At 44.8% G+C, this 24,512-nt stretch carries 32 protein-coding genes and 1 pseudogene; 19 read left to right on the plus strand and 14 right to left on the minus strand.

Annotated elements, in window-relative coordinates; translation table 11 throughout:
• Positions 1 to 43 precede the first annotated feature (43 nt).
• Positions 44 to 364: a LytS family sensor histidine kinase gene (locus tag RS881_RS27915; protein WP_315824113.1), complete on the plus strand. Its 321-nt coding sequence runs from the start codon at positions 44 to 46 to the stop codon at positions 362 to 364.
• Between the two features lie 19 nt (positions 365 to 383).
• Here the strand turns inward: RS881_RS27915 and RS881_RS27920 are convergent, their stop codons facing one another.
• Genes RS881_RS27920 through RS881_RS27930 form a run of 3 tightly spaced genes read right to left on the minus strand, consistent with a single transcriptional unit; the run spans position 384 to position 5,645 of the window.
• Positions 384 to 995: a T9SS type B sorting domain-containing protein gene (locus tag RS881_RS27920; protein ID WP_315824114.1), complete on the minus strand. Its 612-nt coding sequence runs from the start codon at positions 993 to 995 to the stop codon at positions 384 to 386.
• Positions 908 to 4,024: a PKD domain-containing protein gene (locus RS881_RS27925; RefSeq protein ID WP_315824115.1), complete on the minus strand. Its 3,117-nt coding sequence runs from the start codon at positions 4,022 to 4,024 to the stop codon at positions 908 to 910. The genes RS881_RS27920 and RS881_RS27925 overlap by 88 nt, the downstream gene beginning before the upstream one ends.
• A gap of 55 nt (positions 4,025 to 4,079) precedes the next feature.
• Positions 4,080 to 5,645, minus strand: a complete 1,566-nt coding sequence (locus tag RS881_RS27930; protein ID WP_315824116.1) for a lipopolysaccharide biosynthesis protein — start codon at positions 5,643 to 5,645, stop codon at positions 4,080 to 4,082.
• A gap of 454 nt (positions 5,646 to 6,099) precedes the next feature.
• Here RS881_RS27930 and RS881_RS27935 point away from each other — a divergent pair, with 454 nt between their 5' ends.
• From RS881_RS27935 to RS881_RS27985, 11 genes are all read left to right on the plus strand, one after another.
• Complete coding sequence (locus RS881_RS27935) at positions 6,100 to 7,128, plus strand: class I SAM-dependent methyltransferase (RefSeq protein WP_315824117.1); 1,029 nt, start codon at positions 6,100 to 6,102, stop codon at positions 7,126 to 7,128.
• Positions 7,020 to 7,418, plus strand: coding sequence for a methyltransferase C-terminal domain-containing protein (locus tag RS881_RS27940; protein ID WP_315824639.1), 399 nt, complete (start codon positions 7,020 to 7,022; stop codon positions 7,416 to 7,418). Before RS881_RS27935 ends, RS881_RS27940 begins: the two co-directional genes overlap by 109 nt.
• A gap of 65 nt (positions 7,419 to 7,483) precedes the next feature.
• The gene (locus RS881_RS27945) at positions 7,484 to 7,690 is read left to right on the plus strand and encodes a hypothetical protein (RefSeq protein WP_315824118.1); all 207 of its coding nucleotides are present in this window, start codon (positions 7,484 to 7,486) and stop codon (positions 7,688 to 7,690) included.
• A gap of 149 nt (positions 7,691 to 7,839) precedes the next feature.
• Positions 7,840 to 8,448, plus strand: coding sequence for a hypothetical protein (locus RS881_RS27950; protein WP_315824119.1), 609 nt, complete (start codon positions 7,840 to 7,842; stop codon positions 8,446 to 8,448).
• Positions 8,388 to 9,134 (plus strand): class I SAM-dependent methyltransferase, encoded by a 747-nt coding sequence (locus tag RS881_RS27955; protein ID WP_315824120.1) that lies wholly within the window; start codon positions 8,388 to 8,390, stop codon positions 9,132 to 9,134. The genes RS881_RS27950 and RS881_RS27955 overlap by 61 nt, the downstream gene beginning before the upstream one ends.
• 8 nt (positions 9,135 to 9,142) lie before the next feature.
• Positions 9,143 to 9,616, plus strand: coding sequence for a GDP-mannose 4,6-dehydratase (locus tag RS881_RS27960; RefSeq protein ID WP_315824121.1), 474 nt, complete (start codon positions 9,143 to 9,145; stop codon positions 9,614 to 9,616).
• Entirely contained in the window at positions 9,591 to 10,016 is a 426-nt protein-coding gene (locus RS881_RS27965) for a GDP-mannose 4,6-dehydratase (protein ID WP_315824122.1), read from the plus strand. The genes RS881_RS27960 and RS881_RS27965 overlap by 26 nt, the downstream gene beginning before the upstream one ends.
• A 7-nt stretch (positions 10,017 to 10,023) precedes the next feature.
• On the plus strand, positions 10,024 to 10,179 hold the full coding sequence (locus RS881_RS27970; protein WP_315824123.1) for a netrin-like domain-containing protein: 156 nt from the start codon (positions 10,024 to 10,026) through the stop codon (positions 10,177 to 10,179).
• A 116-nt stretch (positions 10,180 to 10,295) separates the two neighbouring features.
• On the plus strand, positions 10,296 to 11,162 hold the full coding sequence (locus tag RS881_RS27975; RefSeq protein WP_315824124.1) for a glycosyltransferase family protein: 867 nt from the start codon (positions 10,296 to 10,298) through the stop codon (positions 11,160 to 11,162).
• 60 nt (positions 11,163 to 11,222) lie between these two features.
• A complete protein-coding gene (locus RS881_RS27980; RefSeq protein WP_315824125.1) occupies positions 11,223 to 11,480 on the plus strand; it encodes a glycosyltransferase family 2 protein in 258 nt (85 codons plus the stop codon).
• A gap of 53 nt (positions 11,481 to 11,533) precedes the next feature.
• A complete protein-coding gene (locus tag RS881_RS27985; RefSeq protein ID WP_315824126.1) occupies positions 11,534 to 11,782 on the plus strand; it encodes a hypothetical protein in 249 nt (82 codons plus the stop codon).
• Positions 11,783 to 12,308: 526 nt separating this feature from the next.
• Here RS881_RS27985 and RS881_RS27990 read toward each other — a convergent pair.
• The 5 genes from RS881_RS27990 to RS881_RS28010 form a co-directional block, all read right to left on the minus strand.
• Positions 12,309 to 13,874, minus strand: a complete 1,566-nt coding sequence (locus tag RS881_RS27990) for a YfhO family protein (protein WP_315824127.1) — start codon at positions 13,872 to 13,874, stop codon at positions 12,309 to 12,311.
• Positions 13,757 to 14,188 carry a hypothetical protein gene (locus tag RS881_RS27995; protein WP_315824128.1) on the minus strand — a complete coding sequence of 144 codons (432 nt, stop codon included), beginning with the start codon at positions 14,186 to 14,188 and terminating at the stop codon, positions 13,757 to 13,759. Before RS881_RS27995 ends, RS881_RS27990 begins: the two co-directional genes overlap by 118 nt.
• 92 nt (positions 14,189 to 14,280) lie before the next feature.
• Entirely contained in the window at positions 14,281 to 14,862 is a 582-nt protein-coding gene (locus tag RS881_RS28000) for a hypothetical protein (RefSeq protein WP_315824129.1), read from the minus strand.
• An 89-nt stretch (positions 14,863 to 14,951) separates the two neighbouring features.
• Complete coding sequence (locus tag RS881_RS28005) at positions 14,952 to 15,842, minus strand: glycosyltransferase family 2 protein (protein WP_315824130.1); 891 nt, start codon at positions 15,840 to 15,842, stop codon at positions 14,952 to 14,954.
• Positions 15,835 to 16,068, minus strand: a complete 234-nt coding sequence (locus RS881_RS28010) for a hypothetical protein (protein ID WP_315824131.1) — start codon at positions 16,066 to 16,068, stop codon at positions 15,835 to 15,837. The genes RS881_RS28005 and RS881_RS28010 overlap by 8 nt, the downstream gene beginning before the upstream one ends.
• A 199-nt stretch (positions 16,069 to 16,267) precedes the next feature.
• On the opposite strand from RS881_RS28010, the gene RS881_RS28015 reads away from it, so the two are divergent.
• Both RS881_RS28015 and RS881_RS28020 read left to right on the plus strand, forming a co-directional pair.
• On the plus strand, positions 16,268 to 16,474 hold the full coding sequence (locus tag RS881_RS28015) for a hypothetical protein (RefSeq protein WP_315824132.1): 207 nt from the start codon (positions 16,268 to 16,270) through the stop codon (positions 16,472 to 16,474).
• Positions 16,447 to 16,965, plus strand: coding sequence for a queuosine precursor transporter (locus tag RS881_RS28020; protein ID WP_315824133.1), 519 nt, complete (start codon positions 16,447 to 16,449; stop codon positions 16,963 to 16,965). Before RS881_RS28015 ends, RS881_RS28020 begins: the two co-directional genes overlap by 28 nt.
• 1 nt (position 16,966) lies before the next feature.
• Here RS881_RS28020 and RS881_RS28025 read toward each other — a convergent pair whose 3' ends face one another.
• Complete coding sequence (locus RS881_RS28025) at positions 16,967 to 17,470, minus strand: GNAT family N-acetyltransferase (RefSeq protein ID WP_315824134.1); 504 nt, start codon at positions 17,468 to 17,470, stop codon at positions 16,967 to 16,969.
• Positions 17,467 to 18,264 carry a PrsW family intramembrane metalloprotease gene (locus RS881_RS28030; protein WP_315824135.1) on the minus strand — a complete coding sequence of 266 codons (798 nt, stop codon included), beginning with the start codon at positions 18,262 to 18,264 and terminating at the stop codon, positions 17,467 to 17,469. The genes RS881_RS28025 and RS881_RS28030 overlap by 4 nt, the downstream gene beginning before the upstream one ends.
• Positions 18,265 to 18,405: 141 nt before the next feature.
• Between RS881_RS28030 and RS881_RS28035 the strand changes: the two genes are divergently transcribed.
• From RS881_RS28035 to RS881_RS28055, 5 genes are read left to right on the plus strand one after another with little or no spacing between them, the layout of a single operon-like run.
• The gene (locus RS881_RS28035; RefSeq protein ID WP_315824136.1) at positions 18,406 to 19,014 is read left to right on the plus strand and encodes a hypothetical protein; all 609 of its coding nucleotides are present in this window, start codon (positions 18,406 to 18,408) and stop codon (positions 19,012 to 19,014) included.
• Entirely contained in the window at positions 19,011 to 19,769 is a 759-nt protein-coding gene (locus RS881_RS28040; protein WP_315824137.1) for a hypothetical protein, read from the plus strand. Before RS881_RS28035 ends, RS881_RS28040 begins: the two co-directional genes overlap by 4 nt.
• The gene (locus RS881_RS28045; protein WP_315824138.1) at positions 19,766 to 20,191 is read left to right on the plus strand and encodes a hypothetical protein; all 426 of its coding nucleotides are present in this window, start codon (positions 19,766 to 19,768) and stop codon (positions 20,189 to 20,191) included. Before RS881_RS28040 ends, RS881_RS28045 begins: the two co-directional genes overlap by 4 nt.
• 20 nt (positions 20,192 to 20,211) lie before the next feature.
• Entirely contained in the window at positions 20,212 to 20,475 is a 264-nt protein-coding gene (locus tag RS881_RS28050) for a hypothetical protein (RefSeq protein ID WP_315824139.1), read from the plus strand.
• A gap of 41 nt (positions 20,476 to 20,516) precedes the next feature.
• Complete coding sequence (locus tag RS881_RS28055) at positions 20,517 to 21,233, plus strand: hypothetical protein (protein ID WP_315824140.1); 717 nt, start codon at positions 20,517 to 20,519, stop codon at positions 21,231 to 21,233.
• Positions 21,234 to 21,694: 461 nt separating this feature from the next.
• On the opposite strand, the gene RS881_RS28060 is transcribed toward RS881_RS28055, so the two are convergent.
• The 4 genes and pseudogenes from RS881_RS28060 to RS881_RS28080 all read right to left on the minus strand — a co-directional run bounded on the left by RS881_RS28060 (position 21,695) and on the right by RS881_RS28080 (position 24,345).
• Complete coding sequence (locus RS881_RS28060) at positions 21,695 to 22,264, minus strand: class I tRNA ligase family protein (RefSeq protein WP_315824141.1); 570 nt, start codon at positions 22,262 to 22,264, stop codon at positions 21,695 to 21,697.
• A complete protein-coding gene (locus RS881_RS28065; RefSeq protein WP_315824640.1) occupies positions 22,186 to 22,479 on the minus strand; it encodes a class I tRNA ligase family protein in 294 nt (97 codons plus the stop codon). The genes RS881_RS28060 and RS881_RS28065 overlap by 79 nt, the downstream gene beginning before the upstream one ends.
• Positions 22,455 to 24,196 (minus strand): annotated as a pseudogene (locus RS881_RS28070) (valine--tRNA ligase). Before RS881_RS28070 ends, RS881_RS28065 begins: the two are co-directional and overlap by 25 nt.
• Before the next feature lie 14 nt (positions 24,197 to 24,210).
• Positions 24,211 to 24,345 carry a hypothetical protein gene (locus RS881_RS28080; RefSeq protein WP_315824143.1) on the minus strand — a complete coding sequence of 45 codons (135 nt, stop codon included), beginning with the start codon at positions 24,343 to 24,345 and terminating at the stop codon, positions 24,211 to 24,213.
• Positions 24,346 to 24,512: the final 167 nt, after the last annotated feature.

The raw sequence follows: 24,512 nt of genomic DNA on the forward strand, positions 1-24,512 counted from the left end.
ATACTGTTGATTGGTTTATTCCCCCATGATACTACAACCCTATGTGGAAAATAGTATCCGGCATGGGGTACGCTACCGGCATGATAAGAAGGGACATATCAACGTATCCTTTCGACTGGATGAACAATACCTGATTTGCCAAGTGGAAGACAATGGTGTGGGCCGCAAAAAAGCTGGACAGTACAAAAGTGAAATGCCCATCGAATACCAATCGAAGGGAATGACACTGACGGCCAAACGGATTGAAATGCTCAATAAAAACAATGCAGCTCCTGTATTGATCCATATAGTCGACCTGGAGATCAATCACCAACCTGCCGGTACGAGGGTAACCTTGCGGTTTCCTTTACAGACAGCTATGTGATTAAACCAGCCTTCATTCATTACCTGATCAGCATTACCATTCCTTTCCTGCTTACTTCGCCGCATAATGTTTTTGCCCTGATCACATAAATATAGCCGCCGGCATCCTGGGGTTTACCGCTCATAGTGCCATCCCAACATTGGCCTGGGGTATTGGCCTGAAAAACCTTTTGCCCCCAGCGGTTATAGATGATGAACTCCTGTACAATGGCGCTGCCCCATCGTTTAATACCAAAACAATCATTGTTGCCATCGCCATTGGGGGTAAATGCATTGGGGGTGATAAATCGTGGAATACCATCTTTGGTCACCTTAACCTCTACAAAAGCAGTGGAAGTACAAGCAAATTGATTGGTACCGCTAACTGCATAGGTTGTTGTAGTGTCTATGGCTGCCACAGGGTTGGCTTTTGAAGGATCGTCCAGTCCGGTGGCGGGGCTCCAGGTATATCGTATGGCGCCTGTAACCTTAAGCTGTGTGGTAGGTGTATTACAATTCACCTCATTGGCTTTTTCAACTGTCAGTACGGGATTGGGATTTACCGTCACCCGCATATTGATGGTGGTATCAAAACCGCAGGTGGCATCCTGCATATACACACTGAACAGGGTAGTGGAGGCTGGCGTAGCCACCGGGGTTGGTGAGCTGGGATCGTTGAGTAAGTTGGCAGGAGCCCATTGGTAGGAATCGCCACCACTGGCCTGCAAGGGTTGGCTACCACCTTCGCAAATGGCCCGGTTGCCGGTAGCAGTAAAAGCGGGTAGGGGCGAACCGCCACACGCACGGAATCGAGATTAATACAGTTGTAACTGTCTGTGATGGCCACGCGATACGTAATAGCTGCTGTTCCTACACTGACCAGGGGATGATCGGTATTGGCATTACTTACCTGACCAGCCGGCGACCAACTATAAGAAACGCCGCCCGTGATATAGAGGGGAAATGTTGTATTGCGGCAAACCAGGGTATCGGCTGTTTTGGTAATAACAGGTTTTGGAAAAGTGTTGATCACCACGGTGTCTTTGGCTTTGCAACCATGAATAGTAGTTCCTGTAACAATGTATTGGGTGGTGCTTGCAGGAGCCGCAATAGGATTGGCAATAGCAGGATCTGACAAACCGGTCACCGGCGACCAGCTATAGACAGCCGCTCCAGTAGTGGATAGGTAAACAGGCTTTTCTTTACAGATGGTGGTATCGTTGTTTGTTCTTATCACTGGCTTCTCTACTTTGACAACCACGCTATCCTGTTTAATAAAGACAGGCGCAAAAGACAGGTCATCCAGTGCAAAATCATTGCCCAGGGAATTGGTATTTTGATTTACAATCGCAATTTCGGCGGTGGTGCTATTGCCCGAATTCCAGGTTTCATAAAATTGTTGCCACTGGCAGGTTGTAGAGCTGGCATTAAAAATATTGCCCAGTAACTTGCCATTAATAAAGAATTGCAACCTGGCCGGGTTGATGGTGTAAATGGATTGTATCCAACAGGAAAAGGCATAGTTGGTATTGGGTGTAATGGCAATGGTGGAATACCAAACTTTTTGTCCGGGAATATTAGCCCCATCAAACAGCATCATATTGCCATTAGCGCCGGTATGATCGGTACACTTTGCGGCCCAGGTATTCCAGGCATTCGGATCGCTGTTGATGCCATATACGCCAACCATGGTATTATTGCCGGTTGAATACAAATACTCGGAACTGAATCCTGTATTGCCTGCAGAAAAATTACCATTGGTGATCAGGTTATTGCCAGTGATCTTGGTATTGAGGTAATACGTGATATCCTGTGGCGTACTGGTAATTGGATTTTGAGCAGTTGGATTATCCAGGTAGGTAGTGGGTGACCAGCAATAAGTCAAAGCCGGCTTTGCCCTCAATTGTTTGGTAACTCCATCACAAATAACGGTATCGGGGGTGAGGATAATGTCTTCTTTGATCACCTGAACGGCTATGACCTTGGTTACTGTATCCACACAAGTACCATCGGCCACACTGAAACGTACGGTATAATTGCCCAATGCCTGGTATTGGTGTTGCAGGTTGGTACTTCCTGTAATGATCTGTCCATCGCCCATATCCCACCAAGGGGCGGCTGTGCCGGTGCCCGCATTGAAAAACTGTACGGAATAGGGATTGCATACATCTTGCTGAAAGCCAAAATCCGATACCAGTCTGGTGGAAACTTTAAAGCTGTCGGTAGCCTTGCAATCGAAGCTGGTGCTTTCTACCCAATAAGTGCCAGGGCTGGTAATATTGATGGAATCGGTGGTGGCGCCTGTATTCCACAGATAGGAAGCATTTTTGGTAGCTGTTCCAATTTTGATTTGTCCTCCTTTACAGAGGGTCAGTAATTGAGTTGGTGCTGCTATCGGGCCAGGCAATACGACAACCTGCTTACAAAAAGCTGTCTGTGTTGGCAGGCCATCATCTACTGTAAGGTTAATATTATAGGTACCCGGGGCATTGTATTTAACCGGTGGCGGATTTTGGGCGGTAGAATTGGGGATACTGGCATTGGTGCAACCGGGAAAACGCAGGCGGGTAATGGTATGGTTGGATACGTTGGTCACAAAGCCATAAATGTCTTCATTTACCCTGAACAACCTGGAGATGGAATGTGCAAAATCGAGGTTGCCGATATTGCCCAGGGAAGCGGGGACAGGAATGGAATTAAGGTCATTGTTGAAATCGAGCCGGGCAATATTGCCATAACCTGGTCTGCCGTTGGCCACAAAAGCTACTATCTGGCCACAGGAGCGCATAATGGTAAGGTCTCTGGGAGTAGACAATACATTGCCTGGATTGCCCAGGTTTACACCTGTAGGCGTATTCAATAACGTGGATCCGAAATCGAGCCTGGTTAAAGAGGTATTATTCCCGGCGTTGGTTATAAACACCTTGTAACTGCCATTGTCGTTAATGGTATAGACACCTGTTGGATAACTAAGACCGCCGATATTGCCCAGGTTGGTAGCCGTAGGTGTATTATCAAAACTATTGGTGAAGTTAAAGCGGGTGAGGGTATTGTTGACTGCATTGATGGTAAATCCATACCAGTTATTGCCTTCCTGGAAAATATCAAAATCAACAGGCTGTTCCATGTTTCCAAGATTACCCCAATCGGTAGCTACAGGCGTAGGATTGGTGATATTGGCGCCGAAGTCGACCTTAAATATCCTGGGGAGGGTTGCGTTGGCACTGGAGCCTCCCACGATGATGGCATACCACTTGCCGTTGTTCTGCACGACGCGGATGCCTTCAGATCCACCCGTTGCATACATCAGTCCGTTAAAGCTACCCAGGTTGACAGCCGTGGGCGTATTGAGCAGGCTGTTGCCAAAATCCAGCCTCACCAATCCACCGGGCAGGTGATTGACCACGAAGCCATAATAGTTGTTATTGACCAACACATAGTCCATGAACACAGGCTGGGCCAGGACGCCGCTGATATTGCCCAGGTTGTTTCCTACAGGCGTGGTGGTAATATCGGCTACGCAAAAGTTCCAGAAGTAACTGCTGCCGCCGGTGGTTGTATTCGTAATATCAACAGGCGTATTGATGCACACCGTGTCGGGGGTGCTAAAACGAGCCACCTGGCCGATGGAAAATGAATAAAAAAGCAGGAAAAGCAGTAGCGTAAACGAAAAGCGCATCATGAAGGGGCAGGGTTAGGGTGTTTGCCCCAAAATAATAAAAAAAACGCACCCGTATTCATCCAACTCGTAACTGTGTCGTTTTGGACAATAAGTGTGCAGATTTGGGGCATAACTGTGTATGGAGGTTATTTTTCCGGCTCAACCTTTTCCTCACCACGGCTATAAACTGTGGCAGATCGGGGGTAAGCTGGAAATAAAATACGCCAGCAAAGAACAGCGCGGAAAACATGGCCGACCGCGCCAGTATACCCACGAGCCCATGTATGTTTTGCAATAAGAACCAGGTAAGCAGGTAACTACCGGCAACCAGCAGCAAAGCGTAGAGGGTTTTGATGGTAAATGGTGTTAAGTTGAACCGATACCTAATAAACACCAGCCGGCAACTATTATAGACAAATAGGGTGCCTGCGGTAGCCAATGCCACCCCGTCCATACCTACATGGGCAGCCATATAGATATTCAAGGGGATGGAAAGCGCCAGTAAAACTACACCAGCATAAAGCTCAAACCGCCAGGCAGGAGAGGTTATAATTAATATGGCATTGGTACCTGTGCCCAACTCATATAAGTTGCACAAGCCTAACAAGAGAAAAACAGTTTTGCCGTCGGCAAACCTGCCATCTATATGCAAAAATTTGAGTCCGTCATCATAATTGAGCCAAATGTTGATGAAAAGAAAACTACCAATCAACAACAAATTAATGGACGAGCGCTCATAAATACGTTTAATTTCCTTAAGGTTTTTACTCTTCCAGTGCTCTGCAATCAACGGACCGGCAATGGCCTGTAAGCCCCGGAAAGGCACCTGTAAAATAGCTGCAGCAAACTGATTCAGTGAGTAAATGCCTGTAGTAGCGAGGTTTTGTTTTCCTGCCAGTGCAAGTGTATCCACCTGGCGGGCCATATTAATAATGACGGTGCTTGTAAAAACATAGCCTACATAGGTCCTTACACTCTTCCTCAGTCGCCTGGATACAGGGCTAAAACTGGTAGCTATATACAGTTGTTTGGTAAAAAACAGGTAGGAAACGATAATGGTTACGATGAGCAGGTAAATACAACAAAAAAGAATTACAAAAGCGCCGAAAGAGATCACCTGGAACAGGTACAATATAATGAGTGCAAAAACACATAACCTGTACGCTGTTTCCTTCATGAAATTGGGCAGCACGGTTTTCTTCAAGGCGCCCATATAACTTTCCAGGATGGTAAAGCATAAATAGAAAAAGGCAAAAACCAGCGCCCAGTAATAAAACTCGACCAACAGGGGAGATTTTGCCTTGAAGTTTCCGATCATCCATGGCTCAAACAGGATGCACCCTCCAAAAACAAGTATGGCGCCGATACCACTAAAAATGATGGCGATGGTGAGCATATCGTTTTTAGGATGCTCCAGGTGGCCAAAATAGTAGGGGAAAAAGCGGTTGATAAAGGCGGTCATTCCCAGGCCGGCAAGGGGAGCCAGTATCTGTGACAGACTGATAATCACCTGTGTAAGCCCATATTGCTCGGGAGTAAAGATGCCTTGTCTGGTAAAAAAGTAGGTATTGATTGCGCCAACTCCGAAACCGATATATGATAAAAAAGAGGATTGAATGACTTGTTTGCGTATCTGCCCCATGATAATGCCCGGTTATTTTGCCTGCTCTGTAGTTTAGCGGTAAAAATACAGTATTTATTGTATGAGCCTCTTCCTGGCATTCCCGATAAACCAGGAATCTACCCGCTTGCTTATTATGCCATTGTTTTCAACGGGGGTAAAATTGACACTGGGGGCGTATTAAGGTCTTTTTTACTTCATTGCTTGATTATTCCGTTTAGAACCAATATATTGACCGGCCTTGCAGGCCCTTTAAGGTTTCAATAATTAGGGTTCTATAATGAGATTTTAATGCTATTTATGCTTAGTTTCGCACACCATTTAAGCTTAAAATGGCAGTAGCCTTAGGTGTGGATTCTATAAAAACCAGCTTATAGACCTGTTAAAAAGTTAAGAACAGCTAATACCCATTGTTTTTATGCATATTAAAACAAGAACCACTTGTCGTGTTTGCGGATCCTCGTCATTAAAAAATGTGATCGATCTTGGACCTCAATATTTGCAGGGCTCCTTTATTAAACCGGGTAAGGAAATGCCCTCTACGCGTAAGATACCTTGTACGTTGGTGCGCTGTAATCCGGAACAAGACGAAAATGCCTGCGGTTTGTTACAAATGGAACACTCTGTTCCTCCCGAAATATTGTATGCAGCTTATTGGTATCGCTCTGGAACGAATAATACCATGCGCAATCACCTTAAGGGCATAGTAGATACAGTAGTGCCGATCATAAAGAAAAAAAAAGATGCTATTGTTTTGGATATTGGCTGTAATGACGGTACCCTGCTTAATTTTTATCCTAAAGGGGTGATGAAGTATGGTATTGACCCTTCGGATATAGCACAGGAGATCAAAGATGAAGATGCCACAGTGGTTCAGGATATTTTCCCTTCCAGGAAGTTGGAAGAGGTATTAGGCAGTAAGACTTTGGATGTGATCACTTCTATTGCCATGTTTTATGACCTGGAGAACCCGGTAGAGTTTGTAAAGGGCATCAAGCAATTGCTTTCACAAAAAGGGGTATGGGTATTTGAAATGTCTTATATGCCCGACATGCTGCAACTGGACTCTTTTGATACCATTTGTCATGAACACCTGGAGTATTATAGTTTGGCTGTTCTTGAAATAATTTTGAAGAAAGCGGGTATGCGGCTGTTTAAGATATCCTTCAATGATATCAATGGCGGCAGTATCCGTTGTTTCGCCACACACGATGCGAATATCGCTTATGATAGCCCCGAGGATATTCAATTGCTGAATGAGATCAGGCAAAAGGAGTTTGACCTGGAACTGGATACTGATAAACCTTACCAGGCTTTCTGGGAGCGTATTGTTAAGTTAAAGGAAGAACTGCATGCGCTGTTGGTGAAATTAAAAAGCGAAGGCAAAAGATACATATATACGGCGCCTCCACCAAGGGCAATACGATTTTGCAATGGTGCAATATCGACAATTCCATTATCGATTATGCAGCAGAAAGGAACCCGGATAAATACGGCGCTATGACGCTGGGAACCAATATTCCCATCATCAGTGAAGCAGATAGCCGGGCTATGAACCCCGATTATTACCTGGTGTTGCCCTGGCATTTTAAAGCAGAGTTTTTGGAAAGGGAGAAAGAAACGCTTGAAAAAGGAATAGGATTGATCTTCCCATTACCCAAGATCGAGATCTATAAAAATAACTCGCAGGAAAGTGTAATTATTTTAATGACTGAAGGTTTTATATGGAAACTGTTTTGTTTATTTCTCATTCGCAGAAGCAATGTGGTGTTCATGAATTCGGGAAAAATGTAGCAGAAGCTTTAAGGAGTTCAACACAATTTAAGTTTTCTTATATAGAATGTTCGGGCATATCCGATTTGTATCAAGTTGTTGATACGCATAAACCGGTTGCCATTATTTATAATTATCACCCCTCTACCATGCCCTGGCTGACCCGTAAGGTCGTCCACAATTTCAGGTTACCCCTGAACAGGAAAATAAAAGTACCACAGATCAGCATACGGCATGAGGTGACCCAACATTGGGCCGACCGGGTTGATAACACGCTTTTGATTACCATATAGGTGCTGATCCTACTTTATTATTAAAGAACCCCATTGTATTTAAAACAGGAAGGCTAATTGTTGAATACCCCAATCGTTTTCCTGCTCCGGAGATACCCACTATTGGAAGTTTCGGTTTTGCCACTGCCAATAAGGGATTTGAAGAATTGGTGAAAGCTGTACAACAGGATTATGATACAGCCATTATTCGTTTTAACATCCCCTCTGCCGATTTTGGTGATAAAGAAGGTAGTAATGCCAGGAAAATAGCCGATGAGTGCCGCCGGTTAATTCATAAGCCTGGTATTGAGTTGAAGATCACGCATGACTTTTTTTTCCCGCAGCCAATTAATGGATTTTTAGGGCACAATACTGTCAATGTATTCCTTTACCAGGATAAGGAAGGGCGCGGATTATCCAGCACGATAGACTATGCATTAGGTGTAGACAGGCCATTGGTGGTTTCGGACAGTGTTATGTTCAGGCATTTGCATAATGTAGAACCATCCATTGTTTATGGCCGTAATACGATCAGGCAAATTGTTGAAAATGGGGTAGGGCCATTAGGTAAGCTGAAGGAAGAGTGGAATGCCAGCAACCTGGTATGGGAATATGAGCGTATTGTGGCGGCTGTTTTAAAAGAGAGCGCCAGAAAGGGAAACCAGGGTTGCACACGTACGTGCTTAATTTTAAAAACCTGGTACGTAAGCTGCTTGGCATGCCTCCCAAAGGCTTTTCCTGGCTCAGAAACACCAACCAGGCCATTGAAGATAAACTGACTGTTGATACAACCCAGACCTACACACCGGTTGTATTACCGGCAGGGGCGCCTTTGAACAGGATATTGGACAATGATGCCCGGGCTTTGTATAAGCCTGCTATTGATAAACTGCAAGCGTTGGTGCCCTTAACGATGCAGAAAAAAATACCTGAGGCCAACGTACAGCAGGGATTTGTTTTTGACACGGTTTACCGGTATTTGAAGGATTATAAAGAGCCAAAGCTCCTATGTGTGGGCAGCTATGAAGATACAGCCGCTATGTCGTTGATCCGGATGGGCTATCAGGTTGAAGAGATAGACCCCGTTTTGAACTACTATTTGCAGGAGTATGCAACGAAGCCTACCACTGTAAAGCAATCGTATGATATTGTTTTCTCCACTTCTGTCATAGAGCATGATCCTGATGACGAGTCCTTTGTTCAATGCATTCATGATCTAATGGCTCCGGGAGGGGTTGCCATCATTACCTGTGATTATAAGGACCACTGGAAACCCGGCGATCCCAAGCCAGAAGTAGATGCCAGGTTTTATACACAAAATGATCTAAGAAACAGGCTATTGTCGTTTATGCCCGATTGCAGGTTGGTGGACGAACCTCAATGGGACTGCCCCCATCCCGATTTCCTATTCATGGACAAGTACCGATATTCCTTTGCGACATTCGTGGTAAAGAAAATAAAATAGCTCAGACAATGACAGCAATTATATTTGGCGCTAATGGGCAGGATGGCTATTATCTCTCTGAATTGTTATTGAAGAATAACCTACAAGTAATTCCGGTATCCCGGCAGGGAAATGTGGTAAAAACGGATGTGGCAGATTTTGAATCAGTAAAATCCTTGATACAGCAGCACAAGCCGGATTATGTGTTTCACCTGGCAGCCAATTCAACTACCCGCCATGAGGCCTTGTTTGAGAATCATACTACCATTGCTACAGGCACTTTAAATATCCTGGAGGCAGTAAAGACAATATGGCCCCAAGCCAAAGTATTTATTTCGGGCAGTGGGCTGCAATTTAAAAACGAGGGCCGCCCCATTAAAGAAACGGATGCTTTTGAAGCCAGAGATGCCTATTCTGTAAGCCGTATCCAATCGGTTTATGCAGCCAGGTATTATCGTACCTTGGGATTAAAAGTATATGTGGGCTATTTTTTTCAACCATGAAAGCCCACGCAGAACTGAACGCCATATCAGTAAAAAAATAGCAGAAGCGGTAAAAAGGATTGAGCAGGGAAGTACGGAAAAACTTGAAATTGGTGATGTATCCGTGATCAAAGAATGGACTTTTGCCGGAGATATAGTGAATGGAATATGGACACTGGTGCAACAAGATGCTATATATGAGGCCAATATTAGCTCTGGCAAAGGGTATTCAATCCAGGATTGGTTAGACACCTGTTTTGGCCTGGTTGGAAAGAACTGGGAGGACCATACGGTTATCAAAGATAATTTTGTAGCAGAATACAAACAATTGGTATCAGACCCGGCTTCCTTGTTATCTCTTGGTTGGCAGCCCGCTGTTTCCCTTCATCAACTGGCCGAAATGATGTTGGCCAAAACCTAGTTGTTTTATGGAAAAAGTATTAATTGTTTCCTCCGACGATTTTATTCTTTATCAGCCAACGATCCTAAATCTGTACGACTTTCTACAAAAAGACTTCGAGGTTACCATCATTAGTTTTGAGCCTAATTTTCTGGGCAAGAAAAAGACACAACAAGGCGGGTAGTATACCTGGCCTGTCCAGAATGGAAAAGAAAATTAGCAAGGACCATCGACTTATTTACAAATGCACTGCTTAAACGGATAGACAAGCACCTGTTCAGGTTTAAATTCCGGTCTCAATTGGTGAGACGCTTAAAGAGCCATATCCTGATCAATGCCTTAGAAAAGGCAAGCTATTCCCACCTCATAGCAGTAGATATCATGCCGCTTTATGCTGCGCAACAAGTGCAGGACCGCTGCCACTTCCTGTCTTTGGAAATCCTCCCACATGATAGTTATTTAAGAAAAATAGACAAGGATAAAATACAATCGGTCATCATTCAAAACAAAAGCCGGTACGACTATTTGTTTAAGGGGAAAGACCTGCCTACGTTTTATATACAGAATGCGCCCTTTTGTAAAGACATCCATGTTAATCATGAAGAAAGACGCTATCTCTTATGGGCTGGAAGTATTGTGAAGGAGTTTGCTGTTTTTAAATGCCTTGATTTTGTGAAAGCATACCCTGACTACAAAATTGTATTAAAAGGGGCCGCTAATGAACAAACGAGGCGTGAACTAATGGCTGGTTATAAGGATTTGGTGCAATCGGGGAATGCCGTGATCAATGAAGATTACCTTTCTGCAGAAGATTTCATTGGTTATCTGTCAAAGTTTGCCATTGGCTTTTGCTTTTATAGCTGGGATTTGATCAGGAGTAATTTCAATTATCAGTCTGCCCCTTCGGGCAAACTTTTTATGTACCTGGCTGCGGGTGTTCCGGTTATAGCATGTAATATACCTGCCTTTAAATTTATAGAAGCGTATGAAGCGGGCATATTAATCGACGACTATGAACCCGCCACTATTTACAAAGCGATCAAAGCCATTGAAGCGGATTATAATAAGTACCACCTGAATAGTTACAAGGCGGCTTATGATAGCTGTTTCGATAACGGAGCCGGCAAGTTCAGGCAATATTTATTGTCAACAGAAAGTGACCGGTAAATACGTACATTTAGTAAATCTATAATGGATATCTCTTCCAAAAGCATTTGAGGCATCAGTATGAGTCTGTCAATTATTATAGTAAATTATAAGACGCCTACACTGGTAGTTGATTGCATTCAATCTATAACAGACCATGATTGTTATCGGGATTATGAAATAATTGTAGTAGATAACCACTCATCAGATAACAGCGAAGGGATGCTCAAGGCGCGTTTTCCGGAAACGCGTTTTATACAAATGGGAAGCAATAGTGGTTTTGCCCGTGCCAATAATGAAGGTATTCGGCAGGCAAAGGGGAGGTATTCCTGTTATTAAATTCAGACACCCTTGTAGAGAACAAGGCTATAAAAGAATGCTATCAAGAGTTTATGCAGTCTGCCTATGTAGCTTGTGGTGTACAATTGCTGAACCTGGACCGGTCGCCCCAGATATCGGGCAACTATTTCATGCGGGGCGGCTTGAATAACCTGTTGCCGCTTCCCTATATAGGCAATTTTATTAAGTGGCTGGGAAACTCGCTGAAAGTAAAGAAGCCCAATATCCCCGATACCCAATCAGCTGTAGAAGTAGATTGGATCAATGGGGCTTTTAATGGTAAAGAAAGCGGCTATCAATAAGGCAGGATTACTGGACGAAGACTTTTTCTGTATGCTGAAGAAATAGAATGGTGCAGCCGCTTGCGAAAAATGGGAAAACTCTGTATCTATGGTCAGTATAAGGTAATTCATTTACAAGGCGCAACAGCCAATGAATCATTTGGATCAACTGGACAGGGATATTATAACCTTTACGACAGGAAGGGATTACAGATCATGCTTTCCAATTTTGTACGTATCAGGAAGCAGTTCGGGACCGGCTGGTTCCTTTTTCATTTACTCATGTATACGGTAGCAGTGCCCCTATTTTTTCTAGGCGGCTTGATCGAGTCCCTGGTAAGGTTACAAAATCCCCTCAACAAGCTTTCTCTGGCATCCAAATTAGGTAGGAACGTTGCCATTCTTTGGAGTTATGCTCCCCGCATCATAAGCAATAGGCCATATTTTTATAAAGTGCTGCGGTAGGAGAGTGAGATAAATAAGATAGCAGGAATAAAATATTCTAAATTTTAAGGGGCTGACCTTTGTGAGGCAGCCCCTTCGTATTTTATGCTTTTGTTGTTGGGTTTGGTGCTCGGTATTGTTTCCATAGATACCAAGTTCCCACCAGCAACACCAGGATAGAAATAATACCCACGATCATAGAAATACGGTCTCCCAGAACATAATCTTCTGGTTCAAAGCGGAATTCGATCGCATGGTTACCTGCGGATAAGGGTAATCCACGCAATGCGTAGTCGACTCTTACGATAGGCGTTTCTTTGCCATCAACAAAGGCTTTCCAGCCGGCCGGGTAATATATCTCGCTAAATACGGCGAATTGGTTGGAAGCGGCATTAAACTCATAAGTGATCTTATCATTCAGGTTCTGTACCAGTTTGATGGACGCTGTAGAATCAAACTGGGGAGCAAATGGCACTTTTGATTGCTCTCGCTTGTCAATGATGACGGTATCTTTCGGATTGAACGTATCGAGTGCATTCATCTCCTCATCGGCGTTGTTCACATACTTAATGGTTTTAACCAGCCAGCAAGGGCCCAATGCTTCCGGATTCAATTGGGCGACGGGTTGCCTGTCTTGTGGATTGGTTCCGATAAAATATTTCGTATTCAGCATGTTGTACACCTTCATATTGCCATTGTTCAATTGGCGCTGAATAAGGTCGTCATACAACGCGAGGCGGGCAGGGTGCTGGCCACCTACTGAATTGTGGAAATAGGAAGCCCTTGAATCCACAAAGGGATTGCCGCCGGTTTGATCCAGTACACGGAAATAACCTGTATCCTGTTTTATCTGAAGATCGGCCCGTGTAGGCGTCAATTCACTGCTTTCATCTGCAGGGTGATAGTTTTTGTGCGATAAATACCGTAAGTCAACCCCCAACAGGTCGATGGTTGATAAAATAACCAGGCCTATAGCCACTATTTGTGCGGAAATATTCTTCTTTAAGTAATAGGCGAGGAGCCCTGCGGCGAGTAATATGAATATGACTGACCGAAGCAGATCGCCTCCAAACAAGGAGCGACGGTCATCTTTTAAGGCATTCACTACCGATCTGCCAAAAACGGAGGCCTGTTGCTGCATTTCGGGCGTTGGTTGTTGCCCTTGTGCTAATTGTTGCAGCATACCTTGTGAAAGGTTTTCTCCGATCTTGCTATCATTGGGCGCGGTATAATCCAGGGAAGTATACATGATGGCCAGTATGGCAATCACTGCACCGGTAATATATAAGGACCATTTGAATTTCTTCCAGCGGGCAACAGGATCATACTTATCGGATAACAATTCATTTAAACCCAATACAGCCAATAATGGCACTGTTAACTGCGGAATGATCAAGGCTATGGAAGGTGCTCTAAATTTATTGTAATAAGGCAGGTGGTCAAACAGGAAGTAGTTAAACGCTTTAAAATTGCTTCCCCAGGCCAGTAATATACCCAACAACGTGGCGGCAAGGATCCAGGCCAGGTGCCATTGGCGGTAAAATACCAGGCCTACAATGAACAAGAAGCAAATAATGGCGCCCAAATAGACGGCACCCGAAGTGCTGGGTTGGGCTCCCCAATAAGGCGAGTACTGCTTGGCAAACTCATTGGCCTGTTCTTCGGGCATGCCCGTTTTTCAGCGAATACCTGTGCAACTTTGGAGTTATCGCCTATTTCGTTGACATATTGATTGTCCAATACGGTTGGCGAGCTCCCTCCATATATCCGGGGAACGATAAAAGTAAATGTTTCAGAAATACCATAACTCCAGTTGAAGGCGTAATCCTTGTCGAGCCCACCCTTGGATTTATTGTTTTTATCCAGTGGGGTTAATTCTGAGCGACCGCCCCGCATGGTTTCCTTTACATAATCCTTGGTGGGTAGCAGCATAATGGAAAAAGCGGCTACACTCATTCCTACGGCGATAATAGCCAAACCCATACTGATCAGAAAGGGTTTGATCGTTTTTTGCAGTATGGACTGGATAAAATATGCGAGCCCCAGGAACCCGGCGATAAGAAAAGTATAATAGGCTACCTGGATATGGTTTTGGTAAAAAGGCAGGTCGTAAAAACAAGGGTGACCAAAAAGCCCAATACATATTGTCGTTTTGATAGTAGGATCAATCCTGCTAACATAGCAGGAGCATACCCCATGGAGGCAAATTTGGTAATATGGCCCACGGCTACAATAATCACACTATAGGAAGCAAAAGCATAGGCTATTGAACCCAGGATTGATATCCAGTTTCTTACGCCTAAGGCAAGGCACAAAATATAAAATCCAATGCAGGAAAGAAAGAAGAGGCCGGCCGGAGCTGGCAGAAAGAAAGTGAATAGGTGATGAAGTTGTGCAATGGTAATATTATACTTGGATTCCATTGCTATCTGGTAGGCAGGCATGCCGCTAAGCATGCTATTGGTCCATAACGGAAAATGACCATGCTTTTCTTTGAACTCAAAGGACTGTTGCGCCATAGCCTTCCAGCCTACTGAATCATGCCCGCCCAATACCTCACCTTTAAAAATAGGTAAGCAATACACACAGGATATTACAAAGAAAATAGCGATTGCTATGATATGTGGCGTTAGTCGTTGCCAGAGCGTTTTGTTCATGTTGAATGTGTTAACAGAAGGGCAAAATAATGCAATTTTACAGCAAATCGGAGTAATTTTTCAATACCATAACCTGGCTTCTACTTTTTTTAGATAAGACAAGGTACTGTCAGAAACAGGGCTGCGTTTTTCAGCCCGGGGATGCGGGCAATTTCACGCCAGGCCGAAAAGTATAGCCCCTTACGGAAGCCCGCCTTCTTTAGATATTCAAAGCTCCAAAGCAGCGCAGTCGTGTAGAAGTAGCGTTTGGGAAGGTACCGCCAGGCTACTTTACTTTTATTGACCCATTGCATTTTAAGTTTCTCTGCTACAGGTTTCCTTCCCAATGGCGATTCCTTATGCAGGATCACCACTGAGGCTTCATACTGGATAGCATAGCCAGCATCCAGTATACGGTAGCTTAGGTCGTATTCTTCCATCCCATAAAAAAAGTCCTCAGGATAATCACCTGCCTGTAACCATACCTGTTTTTTAATAGCATGTGCACAACCCACATAGTAGGAAGTCAGGAACTCGCTTTTATCTTTATACTTATTGAACTGCTTATGGGGAAAAGCAGTGACCTGCATTTCTCCATTGCTGTGGTATAATACTTTAAAACTGACTGCCCCTACTTCCCTGTCTGGAGAGAGCTTTTTGTCGAATGAAGCTATTATTTTGGGCAGTATATCCTTATCAGTTAACAACACATCGTCATCTACAAATACCAGGAGATCGCCCTGGGCAAATCCAGCCGCATAATTCCGGCCACGGGCCACGCCGAGGTTGGAGGGAGCATCTTTGTAACGGAAAGGAAGGTGTGGATTTTGTTCAATAAACGTTTTAATATCGCTGTAATCAACTGTAGAGGCATTGTTGATCACAATTACATCAGTCAGTGCTTCCTGTATGTAATTCAGCAGACTGATATCCTTTAACAATTCCAGACAATCGGCTGGGCGATTGTAAGTAATGATAATAATGCTAATACTTCTATTCAATGCTAAAGTCTGTGCTGTTTTGCGATAATCGGGCAAAATAATGCAATTTTGCAGCAACTTGACCTATGCGGAAACTATTATTTTTCTCCCGGGTAGCCTTTATCTGTAATATCTGTTTCTTACTTACCTGGCTGATGCGGTATTTACCTCCCATGCAACAGGGGCATATAGGATCCACGGTGGTTATCCTGGGCATTGGCCTTTCTGTGTTCTTGAATGTGATCATTAATTTTTTTATTATTGTAGCCTTGTTCCAAAAAAAAAAAAGGCTGTAACCGTGCATATTCCGACATGGCTGGTAATAGCCAATGTATTATTCATGATCGCTCAACTAATCCTTTTGCTTAAATGATCCATAATATCATAAAAGATAAGCCCACCCGCCTGTTTATTATATTGGGGGCTTTTTTATTGCCAATGCTATCGTGGCAGAGGTAACGGGTGTGAAGGTATTTTCGCTGGAAGATACTTTGGGTTTTCCCAAGGCCAGTATTGATCTGCTGGGTGAAAAAGGGCTATCCTTCAGTCTTACTGTAGGGGTCATTCCCTGGCCGGTGATCTTTGTGATGACGGATATTATTAATGAATACTATGGGGTAAGGGGGTGCGGTTCCTGTCAATACTTACAGTAGCGCTGATAGCTTTTGCTTTTATTGTTTTTTACCTGGGTATCCATACTGTGCCGGATAATGGCTGGCGCTACCGCGGACTTTCTCCCGGGGTTACTGATCAGCAAGCTGCTTATGTACAGGTATTAGGGCAGGGGATGAACATCATTATCGGTTCTATTACGGCCTTCTTATTGGGGCAATTGCTGGATGCAATGATCTTTAAAAAGATTAAGAAAATAACGGGTGAAAAAGCCATCTGGATGCGGGCCACGATCAGTACGCTTGCTTCGCAGTTCATAGACAGCATCGTGGTCACGTTTGTGGCGTTCTACCTTTTCCGCGACTTCAGCCTCGCTACTGTAACGGCCTGGGCGCTCACTGCCTATATGTATAAGTTCCTGATAGCCATTATCATGACACCGGTCATTTACCTTGTACATGGCATTATAGAACGTTACCTGGGTCACGACCTGGCTAAGAATATGAAGGAAGCTGCGATGCGGGACAAGTAGGTTAGAGATTTCTTTCCATCACAAAATCATTCATATAATATTGATGACCAATATCAATATCCTCTTCTTTGGTCACCACAAAGCCTAGTTTTTCATAAAACTGCCTGGCTTTATTATGTCGGTTTACATTGAGTCGCAAGGTGGTTGCTTCGGGAACGGGTAGCTGGTCGATGATAAAATCAATAAAGGTTTTACCAATGCCCTTGCCCTGGGTCTTGGGATGAACGTACAGCTTATGGAGCTTATAAACACCAGGTTCCTTCAGGGGTGAATAAGAGGCAAAGCCAACTGGCTCTTCATCTAATTCGGCTATCAGGAAAATGTGCTTATGTTTTACCATTTGTTGTTGCAGGGAATCGGGGCTATAGATCAGGTCCATCATGTACTTCAGCTGTTCGGCGGACAAGATGGAACCGTAGGTACCAGGCCATATTTGCTGTGCGAGATAGCCAATTGCAGGGAGATCATCAATACCGGCACTGCGAATTATTAACTCATCATTCATATTTCAAAACTAAAGTATATCTCTGGGGTTTTCAAATACCTGTTTGAAAGCGCCTGGTGCTGGCGTATGGAACGCAGGGATAGCCGGATGGCAATCCAATAGGAAATTAAGGCGCCCACTACCAATAAGGATTCTGACACATACCGGGTAACATTGGGATTGTTTTGCAGGAATAGGAAAAAGTCAAAGCTGCCATGAAAGAATACGGCCAGCAATAAGCCCTTCCATAAATGGAGGGCGGACTTTTCGGGATCAAATTTTGCCAGCCCGGTATGGTATCCCATCAATACGCCAAAACAGGCATGTGCTGGTACGGAGAGAAACATACGTAGTATACCGGTGGCAAAGCCGTGATGGAATACATACAGTACATTTTCGAGGGTAGCAAAGCCCATACTGACCATGACGGAATATACGATGCCATCGAAAGGCTCGTTAAATGCCTTTTGGCGATAGGAGTACAAGCGCAAAACGAGGAATTTGCTTCCTTCTTCGCTGAAAGCTACCAAAATAAATGCCCAGATAAAGTAATAGGTAATAGAGAACGGGGATACCAGGTGATCCAGTTGGGGTTGCAGGTTTCTTTGAATGAGGGCAGCTGGCACGGTACATACGACTCCTAAAAGGAAGGAGATAAAAAGGTTCTCAAACGGCTCACGGTCATATTTATCCTTGGAATAAATATAAAAGATGATGGCTATGCCAGGTGCAAGGGATAATGCTAATAAAGACAGCATACTCAAAAATACGGAACCACGGGCTTTAACGGTACCAATTTTTTGTGACTGCAGCACATATTTCAAACCCTGTTGTGAAATAGAGGTGACACCTTTCTTTCGCGACGCAGACGAAAGGTGTCACCTCTATACCCTTTAAGATGTACAAAAAAGACTTAATTTCCGGAATCATAACCCAATACTGCTAATTTCCTGCACATGCTTAGATGTTTTCTGTTGGCCCTGGGACTGCTCGTTAGTGGATTGCTGCCGGCCCAGCAATTTGGCGGTCATCCTACGCGTACGCATTGGAACCAGATCAATACGGATACGGTACGTATCATTTTCCCGGACGGTTACCGGCAACAGGCTGCGGCCATAGCGGGTATTGTACACCGGTTGGGGCAACAAACCACGCAAACGCTGGGGCAAGATATCCGGAAAGTGAGCATTGTATTACAACCGAAAACGACTATTTCGAATGGGTATGTGGGGCTGGGACCGTGGCGGAGTGAGTTTTATTTAACTGCTCCGCAGAACAGTTTTGACCTGGGCAGTCTTTCCTGGCATCGTACGTTGGCCTTGCATGAATACCGGCACGTACAGCAATACAGTAATTTCCGTAAAGGGATCTCCAAAGCCTTTTATTTCCTGTTTGGTGAGCAGGGACTTGAACTGGTGAACAGTGCTGCTGTACCCAACTGGTTTTGGGAAGGGATGCGGTATACCAGGAAACCTCGCTTAGTGAACAGGGCAGGGGGCGGTTACCTTCCTTCTTCAACGGGTACCGGTCGCTGTGGAGCGCGCACAAAGGCTATTCCTGGATGAAATTGCGCAATGGCTCGCTGCGTGATTTTGTGCCGGACCATTACAAACTGGGGTATATGATGGTAGCCTATGGCCGGGAAAAATACGGTCCGGATACCTGGGGAAAGATCACGGATGAAGCGGTACGATACAATGGGCTTTTCTATCCCTTTCAACGGGCAGTGAAAAAATATACGGGTATTGATTATAAGACTTTCCGTAGGGAGGCGATGGATCATTTCAAAGCATCCCTGGCCACTACAGCACAAGACTCTACGGTAGATCAGTGGGCGCAGCAACACCGCCATTTTGCAGGGAATGAAGAATACCCACAATGGATAGATGATCAAAGGCTCATTTTTGTAAGCAGCAGTTACAAGAAGGTACCGGCTTTTTACACCAGGAATGTGTTGGGTGGGGTAGATGAAAAACTGCGCATTAAAGATATTTCGCTGGACAATTATTTTTCTTACCGCAATGGAAGGGTAGTGTATGCTGCTTATGAACCGGATATACGTTGGCGCTGGAAAGACTATAGTGTGATCAAATGGCTGGATATAAACACCAACCAGCAGCGCACGTTAACGAAAAAGTCGCATTATTTCTCGCCTGATATTTCGGAAGATGGTACGCAGATAGTAACGGTGCAGGTGGTGCCCGGCACTGCTGCGGAGCTGCATATCCTCAATAGTACTGATGGCACGCTCATTAAAAACTGCCCAATCCAGACGGGTTGTTGTATACGTTTCCAAAATATTATGGTAAGAACGAGGTGATATCGGCTGTTCGCAATGGCAAAGGGGCCATGTCGTTGGGGCTGATCAATACGGAAAATGGCAATACTGAATATCTATTGCCCTTTTCGATGAATGTGATCGGATTTCCTGCGATCCACCAGGATACGATTAGTTTTTCGGCCAGTTGGAATGGACAGGACCGGTTATTTATACTGGTAAACAAAAAGCTGTTCCTGTTTACGCCACCAGTAGCGACGGCTTCTACCGGTCAATACCAGTTGCAGGTAGCGCATGGCCGCTTTGCCTGGAGCGCCTTTACGGCGGTGGGTGATCACCTGGTACAAGGGCAACTCAATAGCAATCAGCTGAAGCCGCTGGCTACTGAAGAATTTGCCAGTACACCTGCCATTTTCCAGGTGCAGGGGTTGGCGCCGGGAAAAACATCCTGCAGGATGAATTAGCCACTGATACGCTGTACCCGGTGACGGACTACCACAAAGCATTCCGTTTATTTAATTTCCATAGCTGGCGGCCCATTGTGGAAGACCCGGACTATACGTTTTCTATCATTGGGGAGAATGTATTGAATACTTTACAATCGGAATTGTATTTTAATTATAACCGGGATTTCAAATACAAACAAGTGGGCGGGCGGTTTACGTATGCGGCTTTGTTTCCCTGGATCAGGCTGGGGTCGGTATACACTTTCGACCGCACAACTACCAGCCTGGCAGGGCGGGGGTAAATTATAGTACCTGGGAAAACAGTATTGGCCTGCAAGTACCCTTGAACCTTACCAGTGGCCGTTTTAACCGGGCGCTCACCTTCGGCAGTGACCTTATCTATAACAAGCCTTACTTTACCGGCATCTACAAAGACACTTTCGATAACCGTTCGTTTGGTTATGTTAGTTCTTATATATCTTTCAGCAACCAGTTACAACAAGTCCGGCAGCAGATCTATCCGCACCTGGCGCAAAGCATATACCTCAACTATAGCCGGGCATTTATCAACCGGCAAGGCAACCAATTTGTGGCAACTGCCAATTGGTATTTTCCAGGCTTTAGCAGGGACCACAGTATCATCATCAACACGGCCTTTCATGGGCGGGATACTTCTTCTACGTACAACTTCCCCACGGCCTTTCCTTTTGCGCGGGGATATGTGGGCCTGAACCTGCACCGCATGTTCAAATTGGGGGCTAACTATCATTTGGCCTTGGCCTATCCCGATTGGGGTTTTGGCAATATCCTCTACTTTACCCGGATCAGGGCCAACTTGTTCTATGATTTTGTACGCATCCAGGATTATATCAACCGCAATAAGGTAGAGCTGGATTTCCGTTCTTATGGCACAGAAGTGTATTTTGATACGAAATGGTGGAATCAGCACAATGTAACGTTTGGCTTTCGCTATAGCCGATTGCAGGACCTTTCGCGGTTAAACCCTTCGGCAAACCGATGGGAATTTATCGTCCCCATTAATTTGCTGGGACGGAATTAATAAGATTATAAACTTTAATGGGGAAAGGGCAAAAACCTGCCATTTTATCAGTAAATTCAGGTAACAGAATTACTCATTATGGAACTGATAAAAATCAGGTTTTATTGTTCCCCGCACAAAGGCATTTACCTGCTTTGTCCTCCATTTCCGGTACAAATCGACTTTTCACTTTACTTTAGGTTTACTTCCGGTTTACTTCAAGTTTACTTCAAGCTTACCAGAAAGATGGCTACACTACGGCTGATCCAGGGCTGATATATTGTTAAGAGACGGTCAATCTACAATGGGATTATGGTAGAGGGGCTATCAATTGTAGGGGTAAGGAGAATAAAAGCAGACAAAATGTCACTTAGAAGGGATTAAAATATAAAGGGTGGACTGCCTGGTAATTGTATCCGGACGGTCCACCCTTATTATGTAATATGACCTGGTATCTACAGGTGAATAATCAATTGGGCCTGTTACAGGTGTGCGAGGCTTTCTTCGATGATCTTAATTTTGGCTTCGGCATCGGCCTTCTTTTTCTGTTCAATCCCTACTACTTCGGGCTTGGCATTTTGTACAAACCGCTCATTGCTTAACTTCTTGTTGACGGATTCCAGGAAGCCCTTCAGGTATTCCAGCTCTTTATTAAGTGTGTCTTTCTGGTGGGTTGTATCGACTTCCTGTTCGGAGGTGATGTAGAATTTATCTTTTCCAATTACAGAGGCGATACTATTAGGCACAGGCTCCTGTACATAGGTGATGGCTTCTGCATTCACCTGTTTGGTCAGGATCAGTTCTATTGCCTTATACAAAGCGTTATCAGCGGTTTGAATACATAGTTTGATCACCTCTTTAGGCTTCAGCTGGTTTTTGTTGCGGGAATCGCGTAAGCCGGTGATCACCTCTTTCAACAGTTCGCCTTCGAGTAAAACGGTTTTGTCGGCAGGTTGTGCAGGAGCAAACTGTTTTACGCAAAGATCATCGGTGCGCTCGGCCAGCAGGTGGTAGATCTCCTCTGTAACAAAAGGCATGAATGGGTGCAGCATCTGCATGAGTTCTGAAAAAACTCAACTGTTTTCTCATATACTTCCCTGGCAATGGGTTGATCAGGTGCTGGCTTAATCCACTCCAGGTACCAACTGCAGAAATCGTTCCATATCAGGGAGTAGAGTGTTTTTAATGCTTCGCTTAATTTGAAGTCGGCATAATTCTTTTCAATATCTGTCTTTGCCTCATTCAGGCGGTGTTGAAACCATTCGATGGCAAAGTTACGTGTGTTTTTCCCGGCTCTCCCTGCTCATCATGCTTAGCTTGTTTTTGCTCAAACATCTTCACCAGCTTCAGGGCATTCCACATCTTGTTATTGAAACTGCTTCCTTGTACAAGGGAAGAATCATCAAATAAGAGATCATTACCGGCCGGAGAGGAGATCATGATACCGAACCTTACGGCATCTGCTCCGGATTTATCGATCAGGTCCAGCAAGTCGGGCGAGTTACCCAGTTGTTTACTCATCTTGCGTCCCTGCTTGTCACGCACCATACCGGTGAAATACACATCGCTGAATGGTTTTTCATTCATGTATTCCATGCCAGCCATGATCATCCGTGCTACCCAGAAGAAGATGATATCCTGTCCGGTTACCAGTACAGAAGTAGGGTAGTAGTAGTTAATATCGGGATTGCCGGGTTGGGTAACCCCTTTGAATACTTCAATGGGCCATAACCAGGAAGAGAACCAGGTATCGAGGCAATCTTCGTCCTGGGTAAGGTCATCAATCTTGAATGTGGAGCCTTGTTTTTTAAAATCTTCCAATGCCGCTTCTTTGCTCTCTGCTACTACAAAGGTACCATCAGGTGCATAATAAGCGGGTATCTGCTGGCCCCACCACAGTTGGCGGCTGATACACCAATCTTTTACATTTTCGAGCCAGTATTTATAGGTTGCCAGGAATTTATCGCCGGGATGGATACGTACTTCACCACTGGTTACAGCCAGTAATGCTTTATCGGCCAGGGTACGCATGGCTACGAACCACTGGGTGGAGATGCGGGGTTCTACCACGGCATTGGTGCGTTGTGAAAAGCCCAGGCGGGTGGTATAATCTTCCTCTTTAACCAGCAGGCCTTGCTCTTTGAGTAATTTCACGATCTCTTTACGGGCATCAAAACGGTCCATGCCTACGCATACCTGGGCAGCTTCGCTCAGCTTGCCATCTTCGGTAAGGGTGTCAATGATCTCCAGGTTATGTTTCAGGCCCAGGTTATAGTCATTGATATCATGTGCGGGTGTAACTTTCAGGGCGCCTGTACCAAATTCCTTGTCTACATATTCATCAAAGATCACGGGTACTGCACGGTTGACCAGGGGAACAATTACTTTCTTTCCCTTTAGGTGGGCATAGCGTTCGTCGGTAGGGTTAACGCACACACCTGTATCGCCCATAATGGTTTCCGGACGTTGGGTGGCAATGACGATGCCCTTTTCGTCTGAAGGGGTACCATCGGCGTTGGCCACTTTGTATTCTACATAATACAACTTGCCTTGCAGCTCTTTGTATTCTACTTCTTCATCGCTCAATGCTGTTTTTGCAGCGGGGTCCCAATTGATCATGCGGGCGCCGCGATAGATGAGTTTCTTATTGTACAGGTCCACAAAGACCTTGATCACGGCCTTGTAATAGTCGGCATCCATGGTAAAGGATACGCGGTCCCAGTCTACACTACAACCCAGTTTTTCGATCTGGTGATAGATGATACCACCATATTTATCTTTCCATTCGTAAGCGTATTCGAGGAATTTTTCACGGGTAAGATCGCTCTTTTAATGCCTTTTTCTTTTTCGAGCATCTGTACCACCTTGGCTTCTGTGGCAATGGAGGCATGGTCGCTGCCAGGCACCCAGCAGGCATTAAAACCACTCATGCGTGCTTTACGCACCAAAATATCCTGAACGGTTTCGTTGAGTGTGTGCCCCATGTGCAGTACGCCCGTTACGTTGGGCGGGGTATCACTACGGTAAAGGCTTTCCGTTGGTCGGGTTTACTATTAAAATAACGTTTTTCCTTCCAGATCCTGGACCATTTTTCCTCGATCCCGGAGGGGGTGTAGTTTTTGCTTAATTCCATCTGTATGATCGTCTTATAGGACGGCAAAGGTACGGAAAACGAATGGCAGATTGAATCGCAGATTTCGCTGATTGGGATGGATTGGGCGGATTGAATCGCGGATTAGGCTGATTGGGGAGGATTACGCTGATTAATTCACTGCAGCCCCGATTGGGAGAGGTTATGCT

It is taken from the genome of Paraflavitalea speifideaquila (assembly GCF_032395985.1).
Classification (GTDB): domain Bacteria; phylum Bacteroidota; class Bacteroidia; order Chitinophagales; family Chitinophagaceae; genus Paraflavitalea; species Paraflavitalea speifideaquila.

What these genes read in the sequence shown, in the direction of transcription:
- RS881_RS28060 (WP_315824141.1), bottom strand. Translation starts at nt 22,264, where the DNA reads ATGCTGCACCCATTCATGCCTTTTGTTACAGAGGAGATCTACCACCTG.
- RS881_RS27960 (WP_315824121.1), top strand. Translation starts at nt 9,143, where the DNA reads ATGACAGCAATTATATTTGGCGCTAATGGGCAGGATGGCTATTATCTC.
- RS881_RS27980 (WP_315824125.1), top strand. Translation starts at nt 11,223, where the DNA reads ATGAGTCTGTCAATTATTATAGTAAATTATAAGACGCCTACACTGGTA.
- RS881_RS27965 (WP_315824122.1), top strand. Translation starts at nt 9,591, where the DNA reads ATGTGGGCTATTTTTTTCAACCATGAAAGCCCACGCAGAACTGAACGC.
- RS881_RS28025 (WP_315824134.1), bottom strand. Translation starts at nt 17,470, where the DNA reads ATGAATGATGAGTTAATAATTCGCAGTGCCGGTATTGATGATCTCCCT.
- RS881_RS27930 (WP_315824116.1), bottom strand. Translation starts at nt 5,645, where the DNA reads ATGGGGCAGATACGCAAACAAGTCATTCAATCCTCTTTTTTATCATAT.
- RS881_RS28000 (WP_315824129.1), bottom strand. Translation starts at nt 14,862, where the DNA reads ATGAACAAAACGCTCTGGCAACGACTAACGCCACATATCATAGCAATC.
- RS881_RS28040 (WP_315824137.1), top strand. Translation starts at nt 19,011, where the DNA reads ATGAAATTGCGCAATGGCTCGCTGCGTGATTTTGTGCCGGACCATTAC.
- RS881_RS28035 (WP_315824136.1), top strand. Translation starts at nt 18,406, where the DNA reads ATGCTTAGATGTTTTCTGTTGGCCCTGGGACTGCTCGTTAGTGGATTG.
- RS881_RS28010 (WP_315824131.1), bottom strand. Translation starts at nt 16,068, where the DNA reads ATGATCACATTCAAGAACACAGAAAGGCCAATGCCCAGGATAACCACC.
- RS881_RS27995 (WP_315824128.1), bottom strand. Translation starts at nt 14,188, where the DNA reads ATGGGTTTGGCTATTATCGCCGTAGGAATGAGTGTAGCCGCTTTTTCC.
- RS881_RS27970 (WP_315824123.1), top strand. Translation starts at nt 10,024, where the DNA reads ATGGAAAAAGTATTAATTGTTTCCTCCGACGATTTTATTCTTTATCAG.
- RS881_RS28080 (WP_315824143.1), bottom strand. Translation starts at nt 24,345, where the DNA reads ATGGAATTAAGCAAAAACTACACCCCCTCCGGGATCGAGGAAAAATGG.
- RS881_RS27925 (WP_315824115.1), bottom strand. Translation starts at nt 4,024, where the DNA reads ATGATGCGCTTTTCGTTTACGCTACTGCTTTTCCTGCTTTTTTATTCA.
- RS881_RS27955 (WP_315824120.1), top strand. Translation starts at nt 8,388, where the DNA reads ATGCCTCCCAAAGGCTTTTCCTGGCTCAGAAACACCAACCAGGCCATT.
- RS881_RS27990 (WP_315824127.1), bottom strand. Translation starts at nt 13,874, where the DNA reads ATGCCCGAAGAACAGGCCAATGAGTTTGCCAAGCAGTACTCGCCTTAT.
- RS881_RS27985 (WP_315824126.1), top strand. Translation starts at nt 11,534, where the DNA reads ATGCAGTCTGCCTATGTAGCTTGTGGTGTACAATTGCTGAACCTGGAC.